Genomic DNA, 23183 nt, shown 5'->3' on the forward strand with positions numbered 1-23183 from the left:
TTACCCCCTGCGGGTTGACAACTCTCCGTCTGCCACTCGTTGACCAGGGCGACACCCCAGATTGGTGGCCTGCACGGCGGAGGAGTCGGCATGGCGAGGACTGATTCGACGGGTACCTGGCGGTACCGCTGGGCGCACCGGGAGAACGACCGGTTGCGGCAGGCGTACCGTGATGCCGAGCTGACCTGGCGACGGCGCGACGAGGAGCTGCGGCGCATGCGCGCGGCGGCGCTCGGGTTCCGGGCCGCCGCCACGGCCGCACCCGGCCTGCCGCTGGAACTCGACAGCGACGAGCGGGTGCACTGGGTGGCGCCGGCCGCGCAGCTGGTCGAGAGCCGGCACTCGGCGGTGCTGCCGGCCCCGGAGTTGTCCGTCCCGGTCTCCGGCGCCCGGCCGCGCCCGCGCCGCCCCGACGGCCTGCGGGTGCTCGACACCGGCCTGGCCGTGATCACCAACCACCGGCTGGTGCTGCTCGGCGGCCGGGGCCGCCGCGACTGGGCGTACGGCCGGATCAGCGGCCTGGCGCACGACCCGGCGGCACCGGTGACCCTGATCCAGGTGCTGGACCGGCGGCCGGCCTCCGGGCTGCTGCTGCCGCCGGCCACCGTCGCCGAGTTCCGGCTCACCCTGACCCTGGCCTTCGCCGACGTGATCGAGCAGGGTCCGGCCGTCGTCGCGCAGCTCGACGAGCTGATCGCCGAACACGACCAGGTACGCCCGTTCCGTCCCGAGATCGTCACCCCGGCGCAGGCCCAGTTCACCGCGCGGGTACCCGGCGGCCGGCGGACCGTGGCGGCGGCAGCGGCCGGACTGCTGCTGATACCCGCCGTGCTTGTCGACTCCGACCCACCCGGCCCGACCGGCACCCAGGCTGCCGTCGCCGCCACCGGCGAGGTCGCCGCGCCGGTGGCGGCGACGGCGCGGCCCGCCACCTCGCCGACCCGGACCCGGTCACCGAAGCCCCGCCGGGCCACCGGCGGCGGCACCGCGACCCCGTCGCCCCGGGACCGGTTCTGCGGCGCACCCCGCAACCCCTTCGGGTACGACTTCTGCGACGGCCAGCAGATCTGGACGCCCGCCACCGAGTTCTGCGACTGGTTCTCCTGTGGCCAGGACTTCCAGGACGGCCGGGGCTACCTGGTGCAGTGCCGTGACGGCTCGTTCAGCCGCTCCGGCGGCCAACCGGACGCCTGCGACCTGCACCGGGGCGTCCGCCGTACCCTGCACTCCTGAGCCGGTAGCCGAGGTCCCGAGCCCGCTCAAGGGCAGCTGAGCCGGGGTGGCGCGGCTGTTCCATGATGTCTGGCGTGATCCAACGCAACCGCAAGCGGGACTACTGCGACTGTGCCGGCCCGAGCTGCGACAGCCCGAACTGCGACGGCCCGGGTTGCTGCGACTTCGGACTCTTCTCCTTCCTGCTCACCCTCGGCGCGGCCACCGCCCAGGTCACCCGGGCGCCCCTGGTCGACCGGGCCGGCCGGGCCGCGATCGGCGGCTACCGGCGCTGGCTGTCGCACCGCTGGCCCGGCCGGTGCCGCTTCACCCCGACCTGCAGCGGGTACGGCCTCACCGCCGTCGAGCGGTACGGCCTGGCGGTGGGCGGCCGGATGGCGGCCGACCGGCTGCGCCGTTGCCGTCCACCGGTGCCACTCGGCACCCATGATCCGGTGCCGCCGGGTACCCACGATCCGGTGGCTCCCTCGCCTTGACCGGCCTGGAGGATCTTGGAAGAAATCGGCCCTCGGAGGGGCACTTTCCTGCCAGTATCTTGTCCGCGTCCGAAGGGTGACCTGCGCTCGGCGTCGACCACACAGCCCTTGGCCCGCTCGGCTACCGAACTGCTCATCTGGGTCTCCCGCCAGTGGGAGGCGGCCGGTAGGGTTCGAGGATCATCGGTGGGAGGATCAAGAGGCGCAATGGTCGGTTAGCTGATCCCCACGTTGCATCGTCGCAGCCAGCCAAAGGTGTCCCATGCTCTCCCGCTCCACCGTGGTCTCCGCCACCGAGTCGCCGTCGCTGATCCTCGACCGGGTCACCTCCCTGGTCGACTATCTGATGGCCGTCCGCGCCCAGCAGGAGAAGCCGGCCCGGACGGTGCCGACGGCCGATGCGTACTGGCAGCACGGCCTGCCCGGGCACGTCGACTGCGAGGTCGGGGCGGACCCCGACGGGGTGAGCTGGCTACGGGTCGGCCTGCCCGCCGCCCCCGCCCACCCGGCCGGCGAAGCCGACCAGGACACCCCCGTCGACCCGGACGAGCAGGCCCAGCGCATCGACCAGGTGCGGGAGCTGCACCGTAGCCTCTTCGACCTGAAGCACCGGGTCGACATGAGCGCCGGCAGTCACGAGCTGGTCTGGGGCCACGGGATCCTGCGCACCGAGGTCGCCGGCCACCAGGTGCGGTACCCGCTGGTGGTGACCCCGGTGGCCATCGAGTACGACGCCGACCGGTCGATGGTCCGGGTGGTGCCGCAGGGGGCCGCCCGCCTGCAGACCGACCCGTTGACCGGCCTCGACCAGCGGTACCTCGGTCAGCTGCTGGCCCTGGCCGGTGCCGGTGGGCAGCTCGACCTCGACGTCTGGAACGACCTCGACCGGCGGGAGTTCTTCGAGCGGGCGTTGCGTCGGCTCGGCCACGATCCGGTGGTGCGCGACATCGACGCGCCGGCCCCGACCGGGCCGCACGTGCACGACACCGGGGTGCTCTTCGTGCGGCCCCGGCAGCGGATGCTGCGCCGGTTCCTGGAGGAGCTGCGGTCCCGGCTGCTGGCCGGCGACACCACAAGCATCGGGGCGCTGGCCGCGATCCTGGCCCACGAGCCGAGCCGGCTGCGGATGCCGCAGGACCAGCCGGAGCGCTGGCAGCCGCTGGGGGAGCGGCTGCTGATGCCGCTGCCCACCAACGAGGCCCAGGAGTCCATCGCCCGTCGCCTCGCCGAGCACCGTAACGTCGCCGTGCAGGGCCCGCCGGGCACCGGCAAGACGCACACCATCCGCAACCTGATCTGCCACCTGATGGCCCACGGCAAGCGGGTGCTGGTGGTGGCGCAGAAGGAGGACCCGTTGCGGGTCCTGCGCGACGGTCTGCCGCCGGAGATCCAGTCGCTCTGCCTGGCCGTGCTCGGCCGCTCCACCGACCAGCTCGTGCAGCTGCAGCTGGCCGCCCGGGAGTTGTCCGACCGGGGGGCCACCCTGGACCGGCGCGCCGAGCAGCAGCGGGTCGACCGGCTGCGGCGACAGTTGGCGGAGGCCGAACGGGACCTCGGGCAGGCGCTCGCCGGTCTGCGCACCATGGCGGAGAACGAGTCCGCCCAGTACGAGATCGACGGCATCCGGCTCTCCCCCAGCGACGTCGGCACCTGGCTGCGCGAGCGTGCCGACCGCTACGGCGACCTGCCCGACGCGGTCCCGGCCGACCTCGACGCCCCGCTGACCGTCGAGGAGTTCACCGACCTGCTCGACCTCGCCCGGCGTACCCGGCGGGCCGACCGGACCCAGGCGGTGCGGCACCTGCCGACGGTGGCCGAGCTGCCGGACGCGGCGACGGTGCTGGCCGACCGCGAGGAGCTGGCCGAGGTCCGCGCCGAGCTGGACCACCTCGCCGCCGCGGGGGTGGTCCTGCCGGAGGTCCGGGAGTTCGGCCGGGCCGGCCTGGCGGAGCTGGGCGGGCAGCTGCGGGAGGCGATGGCCCTGCTCGCCGACCGGGAGGGCGCCTGGACCGACCGGCTGGCCACCCTCCTGCAGGCCGACCCCAACTGGCGGGCCCGGTGGGAGGACCACGTCGACGCCTGCGAGCGGGTGCTGGCCGAGCTGGCCGAGGCCGCCCGGGTCATCGCCGGGCACCAGGTGACCGTCTTCGAGGCCCACCTGACCGAGCCGCGCCGGCTCCTGGCGCAACTCGGCGAGCTGCGTCAACGCTTCGCCGCCGGCAAGGGCGTGCACAAGGTCTTCCAGGCCACCCTGGCCCGGGTCGCCGGCGAGTGCCGGATCGACGGCGAGGTCCTGCGCGGCGTCGACGACGTGGACATGGTCGTCGCCTACGTGACCAGCCGCCGGCTGCAACGGGAGCTGACCACCCGCTGGGACGAGTGGCGGCAGACCCTCGACCTGGCCGACCTGGACGACCAGCCGGAGCGCTGGAGCGGGCAGCTGCTCACCGCCGCGGCCACCGCCCTGGACTGGGACCGCCGCCGCTGGCCCACCCTGCTGGCCGAGCTGCGCCGGCTGCTGCCCCGGGTGGAGCGCACCGTCGACGTACATCGGTTGGCGGCCCTGGAGGACGTGGTCGACAGGTGCGCGGACGTCTTCGTCCACGACCGGCTGGTCTCCGAGGAACGGCAGCTCGACGCGTTGTTGCAGGCCGGCATGGTGCACCCCGAGGCCAGCGAGCTGTGGCGGCTGCTCGACCAGAGCCGCCAGCGGGCCGACCTGGCCGGCTGGGACACCCTGGTCGACGAGGTACGCCGGCTCGCCGCGCTGCGCCCGGCGGCGCTGCGCTTCGCCCAGCTCACCGACCGGCTGCGCCCGGTCGCTCCGGGGTGGACCGCACAGCTCGACGACGGCTCCGCGATCCCGCCCGGCACCGGCGCGGACTGCCTGCGCCGCTGGCAGTGGCGGCAGGCGCAGAGCTGGTTCGACAGCGTGGTGGGCAGCGTGGATCCGGTCGCCGTGGGCCGTCGGGTCGACCGCAGCCGGGAGCGGATCCGGCAGCTCACCCGGGAACTCGTGGTCGCCTCGGCCTGGTTGGAGGTGTCGCTGGCCCTGGACGACCGGCGGCGGGCCGCGCTGGCCGACTGGACCACCGCGCTACGCAAGATCGGCAAGGGCACCGGCCGCAACGCCGCCCAGTGGCAGGCACACGCGCAGAAGGCGATGACGGCCGCCGTGGACGCCGTACCGGTCTGGGTGATGTCGATCGACCGGGCGATCGAGCAGTTCGCCGGCGGGGCCCGCTTCGACGTGGTGATCGTCGACGAGGCGTCCCAGGCCGACCTCTTCGCGCTGCCCGTGCTCAGCCTCGCCGAGCGGGCCGTGGTGGTCGGCGACGACCAGCAGATCGGTCCGCAGCTCTCCTTCGTCGGTACGGTCACCAACCTGATCGACGCGCACCTGACCGACGTGCCCTCGGCGGAGCACTTCGACCCGGAGAGCAGTCTCTACGACCACGCGGTGCGCCGCTCGCCGGAGCGGATCCTGCTCACCGAGCACTTCCGCTCGGTGCCGGCGATCATCGGTTTCTCCAGCGACACCTACTACGGCGGTGAGATCGAGCCGCTGCGTACCGACCGGCCGGCCGGCATCGGCGACCCGGTCACCGCCGTGTACGTCCCCGAGGGCATCCGCCAGGACCTGCCGACGTACGGCAACGTCAACGTCGCCGAGGCCGAGGCGCTGGTCACCCGGGTGGCCGCGATCGTCGCCGACCCGGCGTACGCCGGCCGGAGCATCGGCGTGGTGAGCCTGCTCAGCACCAGCGGACAGGCGCTGTACCTGCTGTCCCGGATCCGGGAGACCGTCGGCGAGGAGGAGATGGAGCGGCGTCGGCTGCGCGTCGGTGACCCGTACACCTTCCAGGGCGACGAACGCGACGTCGTGCTGGTGTCGACGGTGGTCTCGGCGCACAACGGCCCGGTCGCCGCCTTCACCAAACGCGACCACCACCGGCGGGTCAACGTGGCCGCCTCCCGGGCGCGCGACCAGCTCTGGGTCTTCCACTCGGTGCAGCCCGCCGACCTGCGCGCCGACGACGCCCGGGGTCTGCTGCTTACCTACTGCCAGCAGGCCACCGGGGCGGAGGAGAGCTACGGGCAGCTCGAACAGCGCTGCGACAGCGACTTCGAACGCGAGGTGCTGCGCCGCCTGCTGCGCCGGGGCCACCGTCCGTTGCCGCAGTTCCGCATCGGCGGGTACCGGATCGACTTCGTGCTGCCCGCCCCGGACGGCCGCCGGCTGGCTGTCGAGTGTGACGGCGACGCGTACCACGGCCCGGACCAGTGGGAGAGCGACATGCGCCGGCAGGCGGTGCTGGAGCGGGTCGGCAACTGCGTCTTCGTCCGGATCCGGGGCAGCGTCTTCAGCCGGGACCCGGATGCGGCCCTGGAGCCACTGTGGCAGCGCATCGAGGAACTCGGCATCACGGCGGTGGGCTCCGCGGCGTCGACTGTGGTCGACGCCGCCGCACACCCGGGGTGAATGTCCGACAACGCAAAGTTGTTCCATTTTGGTGGCAGCAGCCACGGTGGTCCACCGCGTTGAGGGGGAGGAGTTGTCCCCACACGCGCTAGGAGCACCATTCGATGGGATTCAACCGCAGGCGGACCAGGGCCGGGCTGGCGGTGACGGCCGCCGTCACCATCGCCCTCGGTGTCGGCATCGGCGCCGCTGGCGCGAGTGGCCGACAGGACTGGTGGGGGCGCGGCCAGCAGCAGCCGGCACCCACCTCCAGCACGCCGACCGAGGCGGCCGGCAGCACCGCCGCACCGGCCCCGGGGGCGACGCAGAGCACGACCCCGACCGACTCGCCGGCCTCGGCCGCGCCGGCACCGGCGACGACCGCGACGCCCACCGCCACGACCCCGGCCACCACGGTCGCGCCCTCGTCGGCCGCGCCGAAACCGGCCGCCCCGGCCACCGCCCCGCCGCGGACCTCCGCCCCGGTCCGTAAGGGAGCGGGTACGACCGCCGCCTGGGCGCCGCCGCCGGCCAACGCCAACTTCGACTACCAGATCGGCGGGGCGTACGCGCCGCCGAGCGGGGTCACTGTGGTCAGCCGGGACAGCGAGGCCAGCCCGGCCGCCGGGATCTACAACATCTGCTACGTCAACGCCTTCCAGGCCCAGCCCGGCGCCGAGTCGTGGTGGAAGACCAACCACCCGAACCTGTTGCTGCGCGACGCCAACGGCAACCTGGTGGTCGACGAGGACTGGGACGAGCTGATGCTGGACTTCTCCACCGAGGCCAAGCGCACCGCGCTCACCCGGATCGTCGGCGATTGGATCGACACGTGCGCCAGCAAGGGGTTCAAGGCCATCGAGCCGGACAACCTCGACTCGTACACCCGCTCCAAGGGTCTGCTGACCCGGGCGCAGGCCGTGTCGTACGCGGCGTCGCTGAGCGCGTACGCCCACAGCAAGGGCCTCGCCGTGGCCCAGAAGAACCTCGCCGAGCTGAGCACCGCCGACGCCCGTAAGGCCGGCTTCGACTTCGCCGTCGCCGAGGAGTGCGCCACCTGGAACGAGTGCGACGCCTACACCGCCACGTACGGCAACCACGTGATCGTCATCGAGTACACCGAGAGCGGCTACACCAAGGCGTGCCGCTCACACGGCAGTACGCTCTCGGTCGTGCTGCGCGATCTCGACGTCACCACCCCGGGCTCGCGGTCGTACGTCCGGAAGGCCTGCTGAGCCACTGTCCCTGTTCCGCGACGCCGCCGAGATCTCCGGTGCCCGCCCCGGGCCCGGAGATCTCCGGCGTGCCGCCACCCGTGAGGTCGGCGCTGTCCACACCGGTCAGCCGGCGGACTTCGACGAGTTCGTGCAGGGGCGCGGACGGGCGCTGCTGCGCTTCGCCTACGTCCTCTGCGGAGACGCGCACCTGGCCGAGGACATCGTCCAGGAGGTGCTGGCCCGGATGCACCGGCGCTGGGACAAGGTCACCGCGATGCACCACCCCGAGGCGTACGTGCGTGCGGCGATCGTGCGGCAGTTCCTGTCCTGGCGTCGGCGGCGGGCCTCCCGGGAGGCCGTCCTCGCCGAGGTGCCTGAGCCGGTCGGTCCCGACGAGCCCCAGCACCGGGTGCTGGCCCGCGCCCACATGTGGCAGCTGCTGGCCGGGTTGCCCCGCTCGCAGCGGGCCGTGCTCGTCCTCCGCTTCTACTGCGACCTGCCCGACGACGAGATCGCCACGCTGCTGGGCTGCGGCGAGTCGACGGTCCGGTCCCAGGCGTCCCGCGCGCTCGCCCGGATGCGCACCATACTCGGCGAGGCGGGGGTGAGCGGCGATGGATGAGCTGGACCGCCTGCTCGCCGAGACGCTGCGCGGGGCCGACGACCGCGCGCCCACCGACGCCGGCCTGCTGGACACGGTGCACCGACGCTCCCGCCGGTACCACCGCCGCCGGATCGCCACCCGGCTGACCGCCGCCGCGGCCGTGCTGGCCGTCGGCCTCCCGGCGCTGTCGGTGCTCACCACCGGCCCCGACCCGGTCGGACCGCCGCTGGACGTCGTACCACCGGTCACCGCCCCACCGGTCACCCCCACCCCGACCCCGCCGCCGGCCACGACCAGCGCGCGACCGGAGCGCACCACACCCGCGCCGTCGGCCACCGGCTCGACCCCTGCGCGCGGCACCGTCCCGGCCACCCGCGCGGTCACCCTCACCGACGGCTGGTCCGCCCCGAGGTTCCCGTACACGCTGCCCGCCGCCGCGCACCGGCGGACCCCGGTGGCCTCGATGTCCGACGGCGACCTGGTCGGCTTCTTCGAGACCACCGACTGGCACGAGGCCGACGTCACGGTCACCGTCTCGGCCCGCCGACCCACCTTCCCCGCCGGCTCCGCCGCCTCCGAGCAGGAGATCCGGGTACGCGGCCAGGCCGGCACCCTGCGCACCGTCGACGTACGCCCCGCCAAGCAGCTCACCCTCTACTGGCGGGAGTCGTCGAACCGGTGGATCCAGCTGGCCACCGACGACACGTACACCCCGGCCGAGGTGGTGGCGCTCGCCGAGTCGCTGTCGGCCGCGTCGATCGCCGTACTGCCGCCGTTCGAGCTGGCCCGCAGCCCCGCCGGCCTGGTCACCGACACCGTGACCAGGTCCCGGATGACCTTCCGCGCCCCGGGCTCGGCACCGGGCACCGACGGGCTGAGCACCGTGCTGCGGGAGCGTCGCCCGCTCACCGGCGTCAACCAGCGGGTGAACGGCGACGACGCGGTGCTCACCCGCCGGGACGGCCGGGCCACCCTCGCGGTCGACGTCACCAACTGGCAGGCCACCCTGGAGATCACCGTCGGCAACGGCCTCACCATCAGCGACGCCGACCTGCTGCGCTACGCCACCGGGGTACGCATCCTGGACCGCTCCGACCCGGAGTGAGCCATGGCCAGGCGACCCGGCCCTACGCGGCGATGGCGCGGGCGGCAGCGTACGTCTCGGCCGGCAACGGGTACGCCAGTTCCCAGAGGATGCGCATCGGCCGGTCCCCGGTGTGCCCCCGGTACGTCATCGGACCCGCGTACAGGTACGCCGGTGCGCCGAGGTCCCGGTCCGGTACCCGGGACTCCCGGACGAACAGGTGCACACTCGACCCACGCTCAGCATGGTGGACGTACCGTTGCCCGGTGCTCGACGCCGTCGAGGTAGTGCTCTGCGACTCCCACTGGAACAGCGTCTCGGTGATCGCCCGGTCGGCGTACATCGTGGTGGGGGAGTAGTGGTGTGCGGCCTTGACCAGGGTGACGAAGAAGAGGTCGGCGCGGACGTCGGGCAGCCACTTCACCCCCTCGCGCAGCGACCCCGGGTTGGTCATCCCGAACGCCGCGCACGCCTCGTTGCGGCTGTACCGGGCGTGCACCCGCAACAGCCCCGACGGCACGCTCACCCGGTGGATCCGGTCCCGCAGCACCTCGGCGACCTGGCGCAACTCGACGCAGCGGGCCGGCTCCGCCCACAAGCGGGCCAGCCGCTCGTCCCGCGAGGTCAACGGCGCGTTCGGCCCCCACAGGTCGAAGTGCAGCAGGTCCCAGAGCCGGTCGTCGGCCGGTGGGCGCTGCCCGGCGGCGACCCGAGCCAGCAGGTCGAGCCGGTCGACGTCGTCCAGGTGCAGCATCCGCCCGATCGCCCGTCCGAGCGTGGTGTCGTCCGGCCCGGCCGCCGGCACGGGCAGGCCGGCGGCCCGCCGCAGCCCGGTCCACCCACCCAGCGCCGCCGACCGGTACACGTCCTCGACCTCCCACCCGGTCTCGGCGAGAAACTCGGCGAGCGTGGCGTCCTTGAGCTGCCGCAGCTCGGCGACCAGGTTCCGGCGGAAGGTCGGCAGTGCCGTCTTCAGGTTGGCCAGGACCACCTCCTTGGCGACCCGGTCCAGCTGGATGTGGCAGCCGCTGGGCAGCGACGGGAAGTCCTGCTCGACGGCCTCCCGGACGGCCCGCCGACTCACCCCGGTCAACGCCCGCCAGCGCAGGTCGAACCGGAAGTTGGCGTGCTGGCCGCCGATGAAGTCCAGCACCGTCAGGCAGGCCTTGTCGTCGCCCAGCCGCAGCCCCCGACCGAGCTGCTGGAGAAAGATCGTCGCGCTCTCGGTGGGCCGCAACATCAGGATGGTGTCCACCATCGGCAGGTCGACGCCCTCGTTGAACAGGTCGACAGTGAAGAGCACCCGCAGCTTCCCGGACTTGAAATCCCGCAACAACCCCTGCCGGGCGGCCGGCTCCACCCGCGAGGTCACCGCCGCCGACGGTACGCCGTGGCGGCTGAACCAGTCCGCCATGAACTCGGCGTGCCCGATGCTGACGCAGAAGCCGAGCGCCCGCATCCGGGTCACGTCCACGGTGTCGCGAACCGAGGTCAGGATGATCCGCGCCCGCGCGTGGTCGGCGGTGTAGAGGCTGTCCAGCTCGGCGCGGTCGTACCCGTGCCCGCGTTTCCACCGCAGGTGCGACAGGTCGGTGTCGTCGTGCAGCCCGAAATACTGAAACGGGGCGAGCAGCTGCCGCTCCAGGGCATCCCACAGGTGCAGCTCCGCCGCCGACCGCCCGCCGAACCACCGCCGCACGTCCCCGCCGTCGGTCCGGTCCGGCGTCGCGGTCAACCCCAGCAGCACGCGCGGCGTCAGCCGCTCCAGCAATCCGGCGTACGTCGGGGCCTCCGCGTGGTGGAACTCGTCCACGATCACCATGTCGTACGCCCCGGGGTCGATCTGCTGCCGGTGCAGCGACTGGATCGAGGCGAAGACGTGCCGTGCCTGCTCGGGTCGTTCCCCGCCGACCAGCAGCTCGCCGAAGCTGCCGTCGGCCATCACCTGCCGAAACGTCGATCGGCTCTGCCGCAGGATCTGCTCCTGGTGCGCCACGAAGAGCAGCGAGTCCACCGTCCCGGCCCGGCGCAGCCGCCGGTAGTCCAACGCGGCCACGATCGTCTTGCCGGTACCGGTCGCCATCACCACCAGGTTGCGGTGCCGGCCGTGCACCTGCCGCTCCGCGTCCAGGTCGGCCAGGATCTCCGCCTGGTACGGGTACGCCCGCACATCCAGGTTGGCGATCTCGGTAGGTGCCTCGTCGGCCCGCTCCCCGCGCAGCGCCACCCGGAGCCGCTCGGCGTCCCGACCGGCGTCGTAGGTCTCGAACGCCGGATCGTGCCAGTAGTCCTCGAAGGTGGCGGTGAAGGTGTCGATGACGTGCCGCTGCTCCACGTTGGAGATCCGGACGTTCCACTCCAGCCCGTCCAGCAGCGCCGTCCGAGACAGGTTGCTCGATCCGACGTACGCCGTGGTCAGGCCGTTGCCCCGGCGGAACAGCCAGGCCTTGGCGTGCAGCCGGGTGGTCCTGGTCTCGTACGACACCTTGATCTCGGCCCCGAGGTCAGCCAGCCGGTCCAGGGCCCGCTGGTCGGTCGCGCCAAGGTACGTCGTGGTGATGACCCTGATCCGGCCACCCCGCTCCCGCAGCTCGCGCAACGCGGGCTCGACGGTGCGTACGCCGGCCCACTTGATGAACGCGCAGAGCAGATCGACACTCTCGGCGGAGGCCAGCTCGTGGTTGATCTCGTGCCCGATCCGGGGCTGGTGCCGGCCGTTGACCAGCAGTGCGCCGGTGGAGAGCGGGGTGGCCGGGCGCGGCGGGAAGCGCGGCCCGGCGGGCGGGACCGGCGGGGCGGCGATCGCGTGCAGCAGGTTCCGGGCGTCGACAATCTCGTCGTGCGCGTCGTCGTCGGCGGCCGGGTCGAGGGCGACGATGTGCTCGGCGATCCGGTTGGCCACCTCGACCTGCCGCAGCAACCGGTCGTCACCGGCGGGCACAGCGTTTATGGCGCGACGAGCGAGGCCGGCGAGGTGCCGAGCGAGCAGGTCGGGCGCGTCGGCGGGGTCGAGCTGGGCCCGTTGGATGAGGTCGGGGTCGATCCGTTGGAGCCGGGTGGCGAGCTGCCGGGTGATCAGGTGTTCGTGAATGCCCGGCTCAAGATCCGTCACCGCAGCAGGTTACCCAGCGAGCACCGTTCCGCGTTGCCCTCGGCGCGCCGGATAGCATCGCTGCGATGAGCACTGAGTTGCGTGGTCAACGGAGGGCAGCGCCGGCAGTTGTCGGGACGGACGACGCCACCCGGGTCGCCGTCGAACTCGGTGACGAGGTACGGCAGTTGCGGCTGCGGCGCGGCTGGAGTCAGACCCAGCTCGCCCACGCCGCCGGCATGACCCAGTCCACTGTCGCCCGGTTCGAGGCCGGCGGCACGGTGCCGACCCTGCCCGTCCTCCTCCGCCTGGCGGGTGCACTGGGCAGAAGACTGGACATCCGCTTCGTACGCTGAGTCCGGCGGGCTGGCGAGTGGGCTGGCCGGCGGGCGCTGGCGAGCGGGCGGGCTGGCTGGCTGGGAGTGGGGCGTCAGCGCGTGCGGATCATGATCGACTCGGTTGAGCCGATATGGCGGTATCAACCGGCCTCGGACCCCGCCATATCAGCCCAACCGAGTCGATCAACAAAACTGGACGCCCGCTCAGCGGGGTGGTGGCGTAGCTCCACTTCGTACGCTGAGGCCGGCGGGCTGGCTGGCCATCGGGCGGGTGAGTGGGGCGTCAGCGTGTGCGGATCATGATCGACTCGGTTGAGCCGATATGGCGGTATCAACTGGCCGCGGACCCCGCCATATCAGCCCAACCGAGTCGATCAACACCAGCTATCGCCCTCGGCGTGGGCGACGTCGGGTCTGATGCGCCAGTCCGGTCTTGGGTCGACGTCGCGGGCGACGCCTTCGGCGCATCCGCGTCGAAAAAGCCGCCTGTGTCACTTAACCGACACTTCGAGTTCGCCCCAATGGCATCGCGATAAAGTTCTCCGGCGAGATGGTGGCGACATTCGCCGCGAATCGGTAAAGTGGCCCCTTCTTGAACGGGTAAAACTTGATTAAGAGCGAAACCCTCTTGGTGTCACTAGTTTTCTTGGCGGCATTGGCGGTGCTGTTGGCTGTCCTGGTCGTGGTGATGCGCCCGCCCACGCCTGTGGCGGTTCGGCGATTTTCTCCAGTTTGTTCGAGTGATCATTCTTCCGATCTTGAACGTTCTTTAGATGAAGCTCTGGCCGCTACTCGGTATCAGGCAGGACGCGGGGGGTCGCCTGGTGTCCATCTGGGTGAAGTACTGCGGTTGAAGCCGGTGAATTTCCGGGAGTCTTTACCTCAAGTTGCTGAAGCGATCAGGGCTGGCAGGGTCGTATCACTGGACCTGTCCCTTGTTGGTTCTTATGACGCGATGTGTCTGGTGATCTACTGTCACGGCCTCTGTTCAGGGCTGGGAAGCTGGATATATCGCCTGGCTGAGGAAGTTATCGTCATCTGTCCCGTGAACGAGGAGCGGAGTGGTCTTGGTCGTCGAGGCTAGCCAGCAGGAGCAGGTGCTCCTGCTTAACCACCGTATTCGGCAGACTGAGCATGCGCTCAAAGTTGCACGGCGGCGTCGCCAATGGTCGAATTGGTCGCTGGTGTTTGGCCCGATTCTTCTGCTGGTTATTTACGCAGTTTTCTGGATCCCTTCGTGGAGTGATGACCTGAAGCGGATTGTCCTCATTCCTGCAGCCCTGCTGGCTGTTTCTTTTGCGGGGGCCGCCTTTTATTTAAAATCTTATCCGGGCGGGCCGGCCGAAAAGTCTGCTGCTGGCAACGTTCATCGACCATCCGAAGGGGATCTAGAACTCGAAATAGCTCGGCTGCGCGATGAGCGCAAGCTCGTAGTGGCGAGGGTTGATGGCGACCTGAAGGTGCGTCGAGTAGCGTACAAAGAGGACGCTTACTCTGATATTGACAAGCTGAGACTGGAAAGCAATCGTTACCGTAGAGTAAATAACACCTTTCAGGGATTTCTCATTATTGGTTCACTGGGGGCGACCGGAATTGCCGGAATCTCCGACCGGATGACCTGGGATAGGTGGACTATCCTTGGCGTGACCTTCCTTGTTGGTGTCGCAAGTGGCTTTATGGGTTACTTTAAATATAAGGAGCGAAGCTTCTACCTCCAACAAACCGCTGATGCCATTGAGGCTGAGTGGGAGGCGGTGGAGGTGGGTGTTGGCAGGTACAAGCGAATTGCTTCAGAGTCGGAGCAATTGGCGGAGTTCGTTGAGGAAGTTCATCGCCTCAAATCGGAGCAAAAGAAGCGTCAGCAGAATTTGGAGCAACCGCCAGAATCGCGAAATTCGAGCGAATAACGGACCGCCTGCTCCCGCTGTGGTGACGTAGCTCTAGGCCGTCGATCATCGGTGTACCCCCTGGTCGTACGCCTCGACGAACTCGCGCGTCGCGGCGGTCGAGTGCTCCGGCCGGGCGAGTCTGGACCGTACCTGCGCCAGGTGACGGCTCACCCGGCCCGAGCTGACCTGGCCGATGTCGGGCAGCAGATCCAGTGCGATGTGCGCCGCTTCATCGATGTTGCCCTGTTGGCAGGCGGCATCGGCCAGTTGGACCGAGTAGTAGATCCGGTTTCGGCGATGAGCTGGGGAAGGGTTCTCCGCGATGGCTCTGAACGTGTTGACGGCACGTTCCGGCCGGTTCAGGGTCAGGTGGCACATCCCCTGTATGCCGGTCATCTCCTGTTCGTTGACGAAGCCGAGGAACGGTGAGTCGTCGTCGTGGGTGCCGCGCTCGAACTCGCGGCGGGCCTTGGTCATCTCCCGGTTCACCCCACTGCCGTCCTGCAACACCGAGTACGCCCGCGCCCGACGTAGGTGCAGGAGGGTCGTCAGTCGGGGCGTGGCCCACCCGGAGGAGACCCGGAGTGCGGCTTCGGCACAGTGCAGTGACTCGGCGGGGCGGTCGTCCCGGAGTAGCCGTGCCAACCCGTCCAGGGCGTACGCCTCGGTCTGGACGTCATCGGCGATGCGCGCTCGGCTGATCGCCTCGTGCAGATAGGGCGTACCCTCCGATCTGCGGTTGGCGTCGATGGTGAGCCAGGCGGTTTCGATGGCGAGATCGGCCAGGGCGGCGTGGAGAGCTTCACCGACTTCCCGGCTGTAGGTGGCCTTCGCGGCCCAGTTGGACAGGTGGGCGTGGACCCGGATGGCGACGTCGCAGAGGTCGTTGGCCCCGACGGCGGCGTCTGCCCGGCGGAACTCGTCGACCAGGGAGCTTGCGTACCGTACCTGCTCAAGGCCGATGGTGCGGGGTGCGTCGGTGGGTGCGGCGAGCAGGTCGAGCGAGCCGGTCGCGGCGATGCCGGCGAGCGCGGCCAGGGCGTGGAACTGTCGGCGGTCCGTGGTGCCACCTCCTTCATCGGATGCCGCGGTGACGGCATCGGCCGGTGCCGGCGGGGTCGCCGGCCCGGCTTCCATGACGGGTACGTCGGCAGGCGGGTGTGCGGCGGGCGGATTGTCGGCGGGTAGCGGCTGGTCGGGCAGGCTGAACCAGAGGTAGCGGGGCGGGATCCGCAGGAGTTGCGCCCAGTGGATGAGTCGGTCCAGGTGCACGATGGGCGGGCTGTTCTCGATCCGGCTGAGCTGGGCCTGGGTGATGCCGAGCCAGCCGGCCACGGCGCTCTGCGGCAGGGCGTTGCGGCCGTGGTACGGGTGGTTGCGGAAGGCGCGGATCACCCGGCCGAGGTTGCGTTCGGTGAGGGCCTGGCGCAGGGGCCCGTGCTGCCAGAAGCTGGCCGGCACCACGGGTGGTCGGCTCAGCCGGTCGCGCTCGGCGGTGTCGCAGGGGGCGCACCGTCCACTGTCGTTGTCGCGGGCCAGTCGGCCACCGCAGCGGGGACAACTCGGGTGGGCCTTCGGGGACCTCGCCATCTGCCGCCGACTCCATTCAGGTCGCCTCATCGAGGGTAACCATTCAACCCCGCTTGGTGAGGAATTGGTATGCGTGGCGCGCATATCGGGGTATCCGCCGGAGCGGACTCACGGTGATCACTTCGATTCCTACCGTCACTGTCGCCGACCTGATCGCGGTCATGGCCTGCCCCTGCCCGGCCGGCACGCTGTGTCACATGGCCCGGGGCGGGTGCCGGCCCACGCGGTAGGTCCCCCGCCGCCGCTCTGCCCGCCCGCCCCGGTGCCACGTCACGTGTGTGTGTTTGCAGGGGGCCCTTCCTATACAGAAAGCGTTAATAGGGGGCCCTTCCTTTCAGAGAGGGGTGGGTATGACGGCGGAGGAGACGGCGCGACGGTGGTTGCGGTTGGTGGTGGCGGACGCGGAGTTGTCGCCTCACCTGGTCGGGGTCGACCTGCGGCGGTTGGGGGCGCATCTGGCGGCGAGTCTGGCGGCGGCCACCGACGGGGTGGACGTGGCCGACCCGTGGGCCGGGCTGGGACTGTCGGAGGAGCAGCACCGGCGGGTGCTGGACTACCTGGTCGGGGTGCTCTGGGCGGGGGACGTCCCGGCGGAGCGGATCAGCCGGCTGCGGACCGGGGTCGGCGGGTGAGCTGGGTACCGGCCGAGGTGGTCGACCACTACCGGCCCGGTCGCGGGATCGCGATCCTCACGGTGCGTCCGGTCCGGCCGGTCGCACACCGTCCGGGTCAGGCGGTGCCGGTGCGCACCCCGCGCCACCCGGACCGGTGGCGCTGGTACTGCCCGGCGAACGCCCCGCGCCCCGACGACACCATCGAGCTGCACGTCCGCGCGGTACCCGCCGGCACCGTCTCCGGCACCCTCGTTCATCGGGTACGCCCCGGCGAGCTGCTGCACCTCGGCCCACCGGCCGACACCGGGCTGCGGCTGGTCGACGGGCGGGACCTGTTGCTGATCGCCGGCGGCACCGGGCTGGCCCCGCTGCGGGCCCTGGTCGAGCAGGTCGCCGCCGCTCCGGCCGGTCGGCGGGTGACCCTGGTCGTCGGCTCCCGCACCTTCGTCGAGCTGTACGACTCGATCAGCCTGGACGATCTCCAGAGCGCCCACGACTGGCTGCGTCTGGTGCCGGCGTTCTCGCACGACCCGCAGGCCGAGCCGGGGGAGGTGGGCGACGCCCTCACCGTCGCCCTCGACCACCGCCACGGCGACCAGCGGGTGTACGTCTGCGGGCCGCCGGCGATGCTGGCCGGCTCCCGACTCCGGCTCCTCGCCGCCGGCGTCCCCGCCGACCGGATCCACCTGCCCGGCCAACCGTCGGTTCCTACCGGACGAGTTTCGGTCAGCGCCCGGACCTGGCGCGAGTGGGACGACCTCGCCGGTGTCTTCGACCGACCCACCGACCCGGAGTGGGACGGTTGATCGTGGCATCGAACTGCTCGTTCGTGCGCCGGGCCAGCGAGTTCGTGCTATATAAGTATTATCCGAGGAGGATAGGTGATGCTTATATCGTCGTCAGTCTGGCAGCGGCTCAACGAGATCGGGGTGACCCTCGTTCCGGTCGGTCCTGACCGTGTCGAGTTGGGCTGTGCGGGCGTCCGGGACGTGTTCACCGTCGTGGCAACGACGGCACCTCTGCATCCCGGTGACATCGCTGTACTGACCGGTCGTCATCCGGAGGCATGCCTGGTGATCGTGCCGACGGCGACATCGGCGGTCCGCGGGGCGGTGGAGCGGGCGAACTGGTCCCTGCTCGTCGGGGCTGAGCAGCAGGTCGAAGGCTTCCTGAACATCGGTGGCCGAAGAATCGCGGTCAATGGAAGGGGTGCCGGTGACAGGAGGCGCGGCGTCCGCCCCGGACGGGTGCCCTGGGGGACGTACACCCTGCTTCGTCGCCTTGTCGATTGCCCCATGGCCACCCAGCAGGAGTTGGCCAGGCTCGTCGGCATCTCGCAGCCCCGGGTCTCGCAGGCACTGCGCGCGCTTGGCGAGCACGGCCTGGTGTGTCGCGCCTCAACCGGTTGGCAGGTCCCTGACGTGGAGCAGGCGCTGCGGTGGTGGTTGCGGAACTACCCGGGGCCGGGCGGCATCACCACGTTCTGGTACAGCCTCGACCCGCCCAGGGAGCAGGCCTATGCGATCGCTGCCCTGAACGAACACGGACCTGCTGGGTTGGCTGTCTCCGGGGATATCGCCGCCGATCTTCTCGCGCCCTGGCGCAGCCCGCAGCGGGCCGTCCTGTACACCCGAGGTGGTCTGGACCTGACCGAGACCGGCTTCACCCCGGCAGGTGAAGAGGAGGCGACACTCGAACTCACCGTGCCCAGAGACCCAGGAGTCTGGGCCGGGCCGGACCTGCCAGGCCCAGGAGCGGGGGAGCTTCCGCTAGCGGACCCGATGCAGATTCTCTGGGACCTGAACCGAGCGCCCGGCACGGATGTCGAGGAGGCCGTGGAGCGCCTCTGGAACGTGATGCTGCGCCAGCAACGGGGACGGGCGGCGTGACAACATCACGCAAGGTGATCGTGTGGAGTCATGGGAAGGTTTGTTAACTAGTAATTGACGTCAGCTGTTGACAATCTGCATCGATGGACGTAAAGCTGGGAGAGCGCTCTCCCGTCGATGTCGGGGCGACTGCCAGCTGATCCAGGGGAGGGGGTCGTCTGTCTCCCCAAGTCGAGGTTGACCCCCGAGGGTCGATGTGGAGCCCAGCCCCCATCCCGAAGGAGTCACTGTGCGTAACCCGCTCGGTAGGAGAAGCAGAGCCGTCCTGGGTGGACTGGTCGCCGTGGTGTTGGCGCTGCCGGTCAGCCTCGCCGTCAGCGGCGGTCCAGCCCAGGCCGTCGGCCCCGACCTGCTGCCCGTCACCGTCACCAACAACTCCGGTCGCGCCGAGGCGACGTACCTCTATGTTCTCGGCACTGACATCAGGCCCGGCGGCGGCCTCGGCTACGTCAACGCCGCCGGCCGGTTCACCCGCTGGCCGGCCGGCGGGCTGCCGCCGACACCCGCGCCCGACGTGGCGATCGCCGGCCCGGCCCGGGGCGGCAGCGTCACGGTGCGGATCCCCCGGTTCATCTCCGGCCGGATGTACTTCTCCTTCGGCCGCAAGCTCGACTTCCGTCTCACCCCCGACGGCCTGGTGCAGCCCGCGCCGTGGGCCGGCGCCGACCCCAACCGGGACACCCTCTTCGACTGGTCGGAGTTCACCTACAACGATGCCGGCCTCTGGCTGAACAGTACCCAGGTGGACCACTTCGCCGTGCCGCACGCGGTCTCGGTCACCGACGCCCGCGGGGCCACCTCGAAGACCGGCCAACTGGTCACCGGCGGCCGGGCCAACGTGATCAACGGGCTGAAGGCCCAGCCGGCGTTCGCCCGCTCGGTGGTCACCCGCTCCGACGGTACGGTGCTGCGGGTGCTCGCCCCAGGCAAGGCCATGGAGGCGGGGCTGATGGACCCGCGCTACCTCGACGCGTACATCGACTCCGCGTGGCAGACCTACACGAGCCGGACGCTCACCGTGGTGCCCCGCAGCGCCGAGCCGAACCGCCGCTTCACCGGTCGTACCGTGGGGTCGAACATGGTCTTCACCGACTCGACAGGTGCCACCGTGGCCACCGTCGGCAAGCCCACCACCAGCAACGTCTGGGGCTGCGACGGCGTCTTCAACGCCCCGAACGTGCCACCCTTCATCGAGCCCGAGATCAAACGCACCCTCTGTACGGCGTTGGTCCGCGGCACCCTCGGCCGGTACGACGTCGAGCCGAACCTGACCGCCGCCAACTTCTACCGCAACAGCGCCCCGAACCACTACTCGCGGCTCATCCACGCCAACATGGTCGACGGCCGGGCGTACGGCTTCCCCTACGACGACGTCGGCGGCTTCGAGTCGCTGGTGCACAGCGGCGACCCCCGCTCGGCCGCCATCACCCTGACCCCGTTCAACTGAGTCAATCCCAAAGCCGGCTGACCTGCTACTTTCCGGTCATTGCCCCATCGAGGAGCAAAAAGCGCATAACCCCGCAACCACCCGGGTACGTGATCAGGGGCGGGCCGGTCGCACCGGCCGTACCGCGAGGATCTGACCGCGAGAGGTGGGAGCAGGGCATGACGTTACGCAGGTGGGCCGCCGGAGCAGGCATCCTGGTGTTGACCGGGGCGATCGGTGCCTGCGGCAACGCCGACCCGGACACCGACGCCGCGTCCGCCTCGACGCCGGCCTCCGGTGTGGAGAGCCCCACGACGAGCCCACCCGGGGCCACGCCCAGCGCGACCCCGGGTGGCTCGGAGGCCACCGACGACAAACTGCTCTCCGGTACGCGCCGGATCACCATCGTCCGGACCGAGGGCTTCGAGTCGGGTCTGTCGCTGCTCGACGGCGGCAACCTGGCCGAGGTCGACGACGACAGCGGCCGACAGGTGTTCGTGCCGACGCCGCTCGACGGCGGCACCTTCCAGATCAAGGCGTACCAGAGCGGCGGCACCGGCAGCCCGGTCTGCTGGCAGGTGACCGACGCGCAGCCCGCGAAGATCGAAGGCGCCACCTGTGCGGCCGACGAGCAGAAGCAGCAGCTCAACATCAACAAGGCGGAGGGCGCCGAGGGGCTGTACTACATCGGCCACGGCTCGGCCACCCTGCAGCACTCGTCCACCGAAGGCCTGGTCGTGGTCGACTCGGGCGACGACGCGGTACGGCACACGTTCCGCTTCAACGACACCGGAGCCGCCCCGGAACAGGGCTGACCCAGCTGTAAGGAAGGGCCCCTTGTTAACGCTTTCTGTTGCACAAGGGGCCCTTCCTAACGGCCCGGGTGAACCGATCACTCTGGGAGATCATTGTCGCGGGCGGGAACGCTTTGATTTCCGCTGGTCGGAAGCCCGACGGGCCGGCGCACCTGACCCCTGGCCGACGGCTGGTCCGGAGCCCGATTGCAGGTTTGCCGCCTTGACGAGATTCCGGCTTTCCTTCACGATCCTTCGGGACGCGCTCCTGACCGCTGTGACCAGTTTTTCCTGTGCCTTCTGGAGTTCTTTTCGAGAATTCTCAAGTGAAGTGTCAGAGGTGCCCCGTTTTTCGCGCACCGCGTTACTGTATTCCTTTAACTCGAGGTGGGGTCGGAGTGCCTTCACGGCAGTGAGCTGCTCCGCTCGCTCCTTCCCTGGGACCTCACCCGCGCTCGTGAAGTAGTGTATGTCTCTGGTCACGGTGGTCGGCTCGCCGTTCAGTCTCCGTCCCTGCAGGCTCTGGGTCAGGATGAGGTGCCCGGTGTTGACGTAGGGCGAGGAAACGAATTCTCCCTTCTTGTCCTGGTAGCCTTCTTGTCGGTAGTGACGCCGGTCTGGGCTGGCGGAAACCGCAGATATGATCTCCTCTTGCAGCCGTACCTCGTCGAATTTTTGGGACGTCTTCTTGATGTTTTCCTTCACTGTGGGGTCATGAGCCAGTTCCCGCTGCTGCTCCGGCCGGAGGGCGTCGGCGAACTTCGCTGTGACCTCCGGTGGGCAGAGCCTCCGGATCTGGAAGACGGGGTCGAACTGGGAAGATCCGTGCGGCCCGCTGTTCAGCACGTCCATGACGGCTCCAACTCCAACAATTGTGGCCGGCAGGGCTCCCACCGGCGCGTACAGACCGATCCGCTCTACGACCGGAGGCCCTTGGCGGTTCAGTGCCGCGTCGTTTCTGCCCCGTGCCCGGTGCCCGGTGCCCCGTGCACGTCCCTGCAGGCCGTCACGACGGCGAGGTGGGTCAACACGGTGCCCGGCCCCGATGCCGGTAGGGTGCGAGAACCGCGGGTGGGGAGGTGGCACGGTGCGAGGGCTGCAGGTTCCGCCCGCTGTCGAGGCGGAGCAGGTCGTCACGGCCGTGCTGGCCGACCTGCGCTCCGGGGAACACCGGGGTGTGGTGGTCGACTCCCCGCCGGGGGCCGGCAAGTCGACCCTCGTCGTGCGGGCCGCCGTCGAGCTGGCCGCCGCCGGTGAGCCGCTGATCATCATCGCGCAGACCAACGAGCAGGTCGACGATCTGATCGACCGGCTCGCCCGCAAGGCCCCCGAGCTGCGTATCGGTCGGCTGTCGGCCAACGACTACCGGGCCCCGGACCGGGTCACCGCCCACGAGCAGGTCCGGGTCGCCTCGAAGGTCGCCGACCTGAACAGCCCGGCCGTCATCATCGGTACCTCCGCCAAGTGGGCCCTGGTCACCGAGGGGTCCTGGCCGTGGGCGATCGTGGACGAGGCGTACCAGATGCGCTCTGACGCCCTGTTGCGGGTGGCCGGCAGGTTCGAGCGGGCGTTGTTCGTGGGGGACCCGGGGCAGCTCGACCCGTTCTCCACCGTGGAGACTGCCCGCTGGACCGGGCTGACCTGGGATCCGATGCAGTCGGCGGTGGCGGTGCTGCTGCGGCACAACCCGCAGCTGCCGGTACACCGGCTGCCGGTCTCCTGGCGGCTGCCGGTCTCGGCGGCCCCGGTGGTCGCGGCGGCGTTCTACCCGTTCACCGGGTTCCGGGCCGGCACCGGGGCGGGTGACCGGGTACTCGTGCTCACCGAGGCCGGAACGGGTGACGCCGTGGACTCGGCGGTGGAGCTGGCGGCGGCCTCCGGCTGGGCGCTCTACGAACTGCCGGCCCGGCACACCCCGCGTACCGACCGTCAGGCCGCCGCGGCCTGCGCGGAGCTGGCGTTGCGGATGCTGCACCGGGGCGCGGTCGCCGTCAGCGAACACGCCCCGGCCGGCGCGCCGGTCACCGCCGACCGGATCGCCGTCGGTGCCGCCCACCGCGACCAGGTCGCGGTCATCCGCGCCCACCTCGGCCAGGCCGGGGCGGGCATCACCGTGGACACCGCCAACCGGCTCCAGGGCCGCGAGTACGACGTGACGATCGTGCTGCACCCGTTGTCGGGTCGACGCGACGCCACCGCGTTCCACCTGGAGTCGGGGCGGCTCTGCGTGCTCGCCTCCCGGCACCGGCACGCCTGCGTGGTGGTGGCCCGCGCCGGCATCGGTGAGCTGCTCGACGCCCACCCGTCGACCGAACCGGTGCACCTGGACGTGCCGGTCAGGTTCCCCGACGGCTGGGAGGCCCACCAGCACATCCTGCACGCCATTCCCCGGCAGGCCGCCGGCTGAGCCGGCGCCTCGTCGAGACGGGCTGTCCCGTCGGGGCCGTCGAGCTGAGTCGGCTACGACATCAGCTCG

At 70.6% G+C, this 23183-nt stretch carries 17 protein-coding genes; 14 read left to right on the plus strand and 3 right to left on the minus strand.

Features of this window, described 5'->3' with window-relative positions:
• Positions 1–90: 90 nt before the first annotated feature.
• The 6 genes from GA0070617_RS06875 (at position 91) to GA0070617_RS06900 (ending at position 9097) form a co-directional block, all read left to right on the plus strand.
• Positions 91–1233: a hypothetical protein gene (locus tag GA0070617_RS06875; protein WP_091435011.1), complete on the plus strand. Its 1143-nt coding sequence runs from the start codon at positions 91–93 to the stop codon at positions 1231–1233.
• A gap of 65 nt (positions 1234–1298) precedes the next feature.
• Positions 1299–1709: a membrane protein insertion efficiency factor YidD gene (gene yidD / locus GA0070617_RS31015; RefSeq protein ID WP_373868294.1), complete on the plus strand. Its 411-nt coding sequence runs from the start codon at positions 1299–1301 to the stop codon at positions 1707–1709.
• 262 nt (positions 1710–1971) lie between these two features.
• Entirely contained in the window at positions 1972–6192 is a 4221-nt protein-coding gene (locus tag GA0070617_RS06885) for an AAA domain-containing protein (RefSeq protein WP_091435015.1), read from the plus strand.
• 104 nt (positions 6193–6296) lie between these two features.
• Positions 6297–7406 carry an endo alpha-1,4 polygalactosaminidase gene (locus tag GA0070617_RS06890; protein WP_091435017.1) on the plus strand — a complete coding sequence of 370 codons (1110 nt, stop codon included), beginning with the start codon at positions 6297–6299 and terminating at the stop codon, positions 7404–7406.
• Positions 7407–7437: 31 nt separating this feature from the next.
• Positions 7438–8010 (plus strand): SigE family RNA polymerase sigma factor, encoded by a 573-nt coding sequence (locus GA0070617_RS06895; protein ID WP_091435019.1) that lies wholly within the window; start codon positions 7438–7440, stop codon positions 8008–8010.
• Positions 8003–9097: a hypothetical protein gene (locus tag GA0070617_RS06900; RefSeq protein ID WP_091435021.1), complete on the plus strand. Its 1095-nt coding sequence runs from the start codon at positions 8003–8005 to the stop codon at positions 9095–9097. Before GA0070617_RS06895 ends, GA0070617_RS06900 begins: the two co-directional genes overlap by 8 nt.
• A 22-nt stretch (positions 9098–9119) precedes the next feature.
• On the opposite strand, the gene GA0070617_RS06905 is transcribed toward GA0070617_RS06900, so the two are convergent.
• A complete protein-coding gene (locus GA0070617_RS06905; RefSeq protein ID WP_091435023.1) occupies positions 9120–12188 on the minus strand; it encodes a DEAD/DEAH box helicase in 3069 nt (1022 codons plus the stop codon).
• A 65-nt stretch (positions 12189–12253) separates the two neighbouring features.
• On the opposite strand from GA0070617_RS06905, the gene GA0070617_RS06910 reads away from it, so the two are divergent.
• Together GA0070617_RS06910 and GA0070617_RS31355 are read left to right on the plus strand one after the other, a co-directional pair.
• Entirely contained in the window at positions 12254–12523 is a 270-nt protein-coding gene (locus GA0070617_RS06910; protein ID WP_091435025.1) for a helix-turn-helix transcriptional regulator, read from the plus strand.
• A 1043-nt stretch (positions 12524–13566) separates the two neighbouring features.
• The gene (locus GA0070617_RS31355) at positions 13567–14412 is read left to right on the plus strand and encodes an SLATT domain-containing protein (RefSeq protein ID WP_229688120.1); all 846 of its coding nucleotides are present in this window, start codon (positions 13567–13569) and stop codon (positions 14410–14412) included.
• Between the two features lie 45 nt (positions 14413–14457).
• Here the strand turns inward: GA0070617_RS31355 and GA0070617_RS31360 are convergent, their stop codons facing one another.
• Entirely contained in the window at positions 14458–15984 is a 1527-nt protein-coding gene (locus GA0070617_RS31360) for a helix-turn-helix domain-containing protein (RefSeq protein ID WP_229688119.1), read from the minus strand.
• 350 nt (positions 15985–16334) lie between these two features.
• Between GA0070617_RS31360 and GA0070617_RS31365 the strand changes: the two genes are divergently transcribed.
• The 5 genes from GA0070617_RS31365 to GA0070617_RS06945 all read left to right on the plus strand — a co-directional run bounded on the left by GA0070617_RS31365 (position 16335) and on the right by GA0070617_RS06945 (position 20728).
• Positions 16335–16616 carry a hypothetical protein gene (locus tag GA0070617_RS31365; RefSeq protein WP_229688118.1) on the plus strand — a complete coding sequence of 94 codons (282 nt, stop codon included), beginning with the start codon at positions 16335–16337 and terminating at the stop codon, positions 16614–16616.
• On the plus strand, positions 16613–17404 hold the full coding sequence (locus GA0070617_RS06930) for an FAD-binding oxidoreductase (RefSeq protein WP_229688117.1): 792 nt from the start codon (positions 16613–16615) through the stop codon (positions 17402–17404). Before GA0070617_RS31365 ends, GA0070617_RS06930 begins: the two co-directional genes overlap by 4 nt.
• A gap of 183 nt (positions 17405–17587) precedes the next feature.
• The gene (locus GA0070617_RS06935) at positions 17588–18487 is read left to right on the plus strand and encodes a winged helix-turn-helix domain-containing protein (RefSeq protein WP_175440457.1); all 900 of its coding nucleotides are present in this window, start codon (positions 17588–17590) and stop codon (positions 18485–18487) included.
• Positions 18488–18716: 229 nt separating this feature from the next.
• Positions 18717–19934: a beta-1,3-glucanase family protein gene (locus GA0070617_RS06940; RefSeq protein ID WP_091435033.1), complete on the plus strand. Its 1218-nt coding sequence runs from the start codon at positions 18717–18719 to the stop codon at positions 19932–19934.
• 158 nt (positions 19935–20092) lie between these two features.
• Positions 20093–20728 (plus strand): hypothetical protein, encoded by a 636-nt coding sequence (locus GA0070617_RS06945; protein ID WP_139135593.1) that lies wholly within the window; start codon positions 20093–20095, stop codon positions 20726–20728.
• A gap of 90 nt (positions 20729–20818) precedes the next feature.
• On the opposite strand, the gene GA0070617_RS29725 is transcribed toward GA0070617_RS06945, so the two are convergent.
• Entirely contained in the window at positions 20819–21559 is a 741-nt protein-coding gene (locus tag GA0070617_RS29725; protein WP_139135594.1) for a hypothetical protein, read from the minus strand.
• Between the two features lie 235 nt (positions 21560–21794).
• Between GA0070617_RS29725 and GA0070617_RS06950 the strand changes: the two genes are divergently transcribed.
• On the plus strand, positions 21795–23114 hold the full coding sequence (locus GA0070617_RS06950) for an AAA domain-containing protein (RefSeq protein ID WP_373868292.1): 1320 nt from the start codon (positions 21795–21797) through the stop codon (positions 23112–23114).
• The last annotated feature ends 69 nt before the right edge of the window (positions 23115–23183 follow it).

This window comes from Micromonospora yangpuensis, assembly GCF_900091615.1.
Lineage (GTDB): Bacteria > Actinomycetota > Actinomycetes > Mycobacteriales > Micromonosporaceae > Micromonospora > Micromonospora yangpuensis.

What these genes read in the sequence shown, in the direction of transcription:
- GA0070617_RS06875 (WP_091435011.1), top strand. Translation starts at nt 91, where the DNA reads ATGGCGAGGACTGATTCGACGGGTACCTGGCGGTACCGCTGGGCGCAC.
- GA0070617_RS31360 (WP_229688119.1), bottom strand. Translation starts at nt 15,984, where the DNA reads ATGGCGAGGTCCCCGAAGGCCCACCCGAGTTGTCCCCGCTGCGGTGGC.
- GA0070617_RS06945 (WP_139135593.1), top strand. Translation starts at nt 20,093, where the DNA reads ATGACGTTACGCAGGTGGGCCGCCGGAGCAGGCATCCTGGTGTTGACC.
- GA0070617_RS06890 (WP_091435017.1), top strand. Translation starts at nt 6,297, where the DNA reads ATGGGATTCAACCGCAGGCGGACCAGGGCCGGGCTGGCGGTGACGGCC.
- GA0070617_RS29725 (WP_139135594.1), bottom strand. Translation starts at nt 21,559, where the DNA reads ATGGACGTGCTGAACAGCGGGCCGCACGGATCTTCCCAGTTCGACCCC.
- GA0070617_RS06900 (WP_091435021.1), top strand. Translation starts at nt 8,003, where the DNA reads ATGGATGAGCTGGACCGCCTGCTCGCCGAGACGCTGCGCGGGGCCGAC.
- GA0070617_RS31365 (WP_229688118.1), top strand. Translation starts at nt 16,335, where the DNA reads ATGACGGCGGAGGAGACGGCGCGACGGTGGTTGCGGTTGGTGGTGGCG.
- GA0070617_RS06910 (WP_091435025.1), top strand. Translation starts at nt 12,254, where the DNA reads ATGAGCACTGAGTTGCGTGGTCAACGGAGGGCAGCGCCGGCAGTTGTC.
- yidD (WP_373868294.1), top strand. Translation starts at nt 1,299, where the DNA reads ATGTCTGGCGTGATCCAACGCAACCGCAAGCGGGACTACTGCGACTGT.
- GA0070617_RS06885 (WP_091435015.1), top strand. Translation starts at nt 1,972, where the DNA reads ATGCTCTCCCGCTCCACCGTGGTCTCCGCCACCGAGTCGCCGTCGCTG.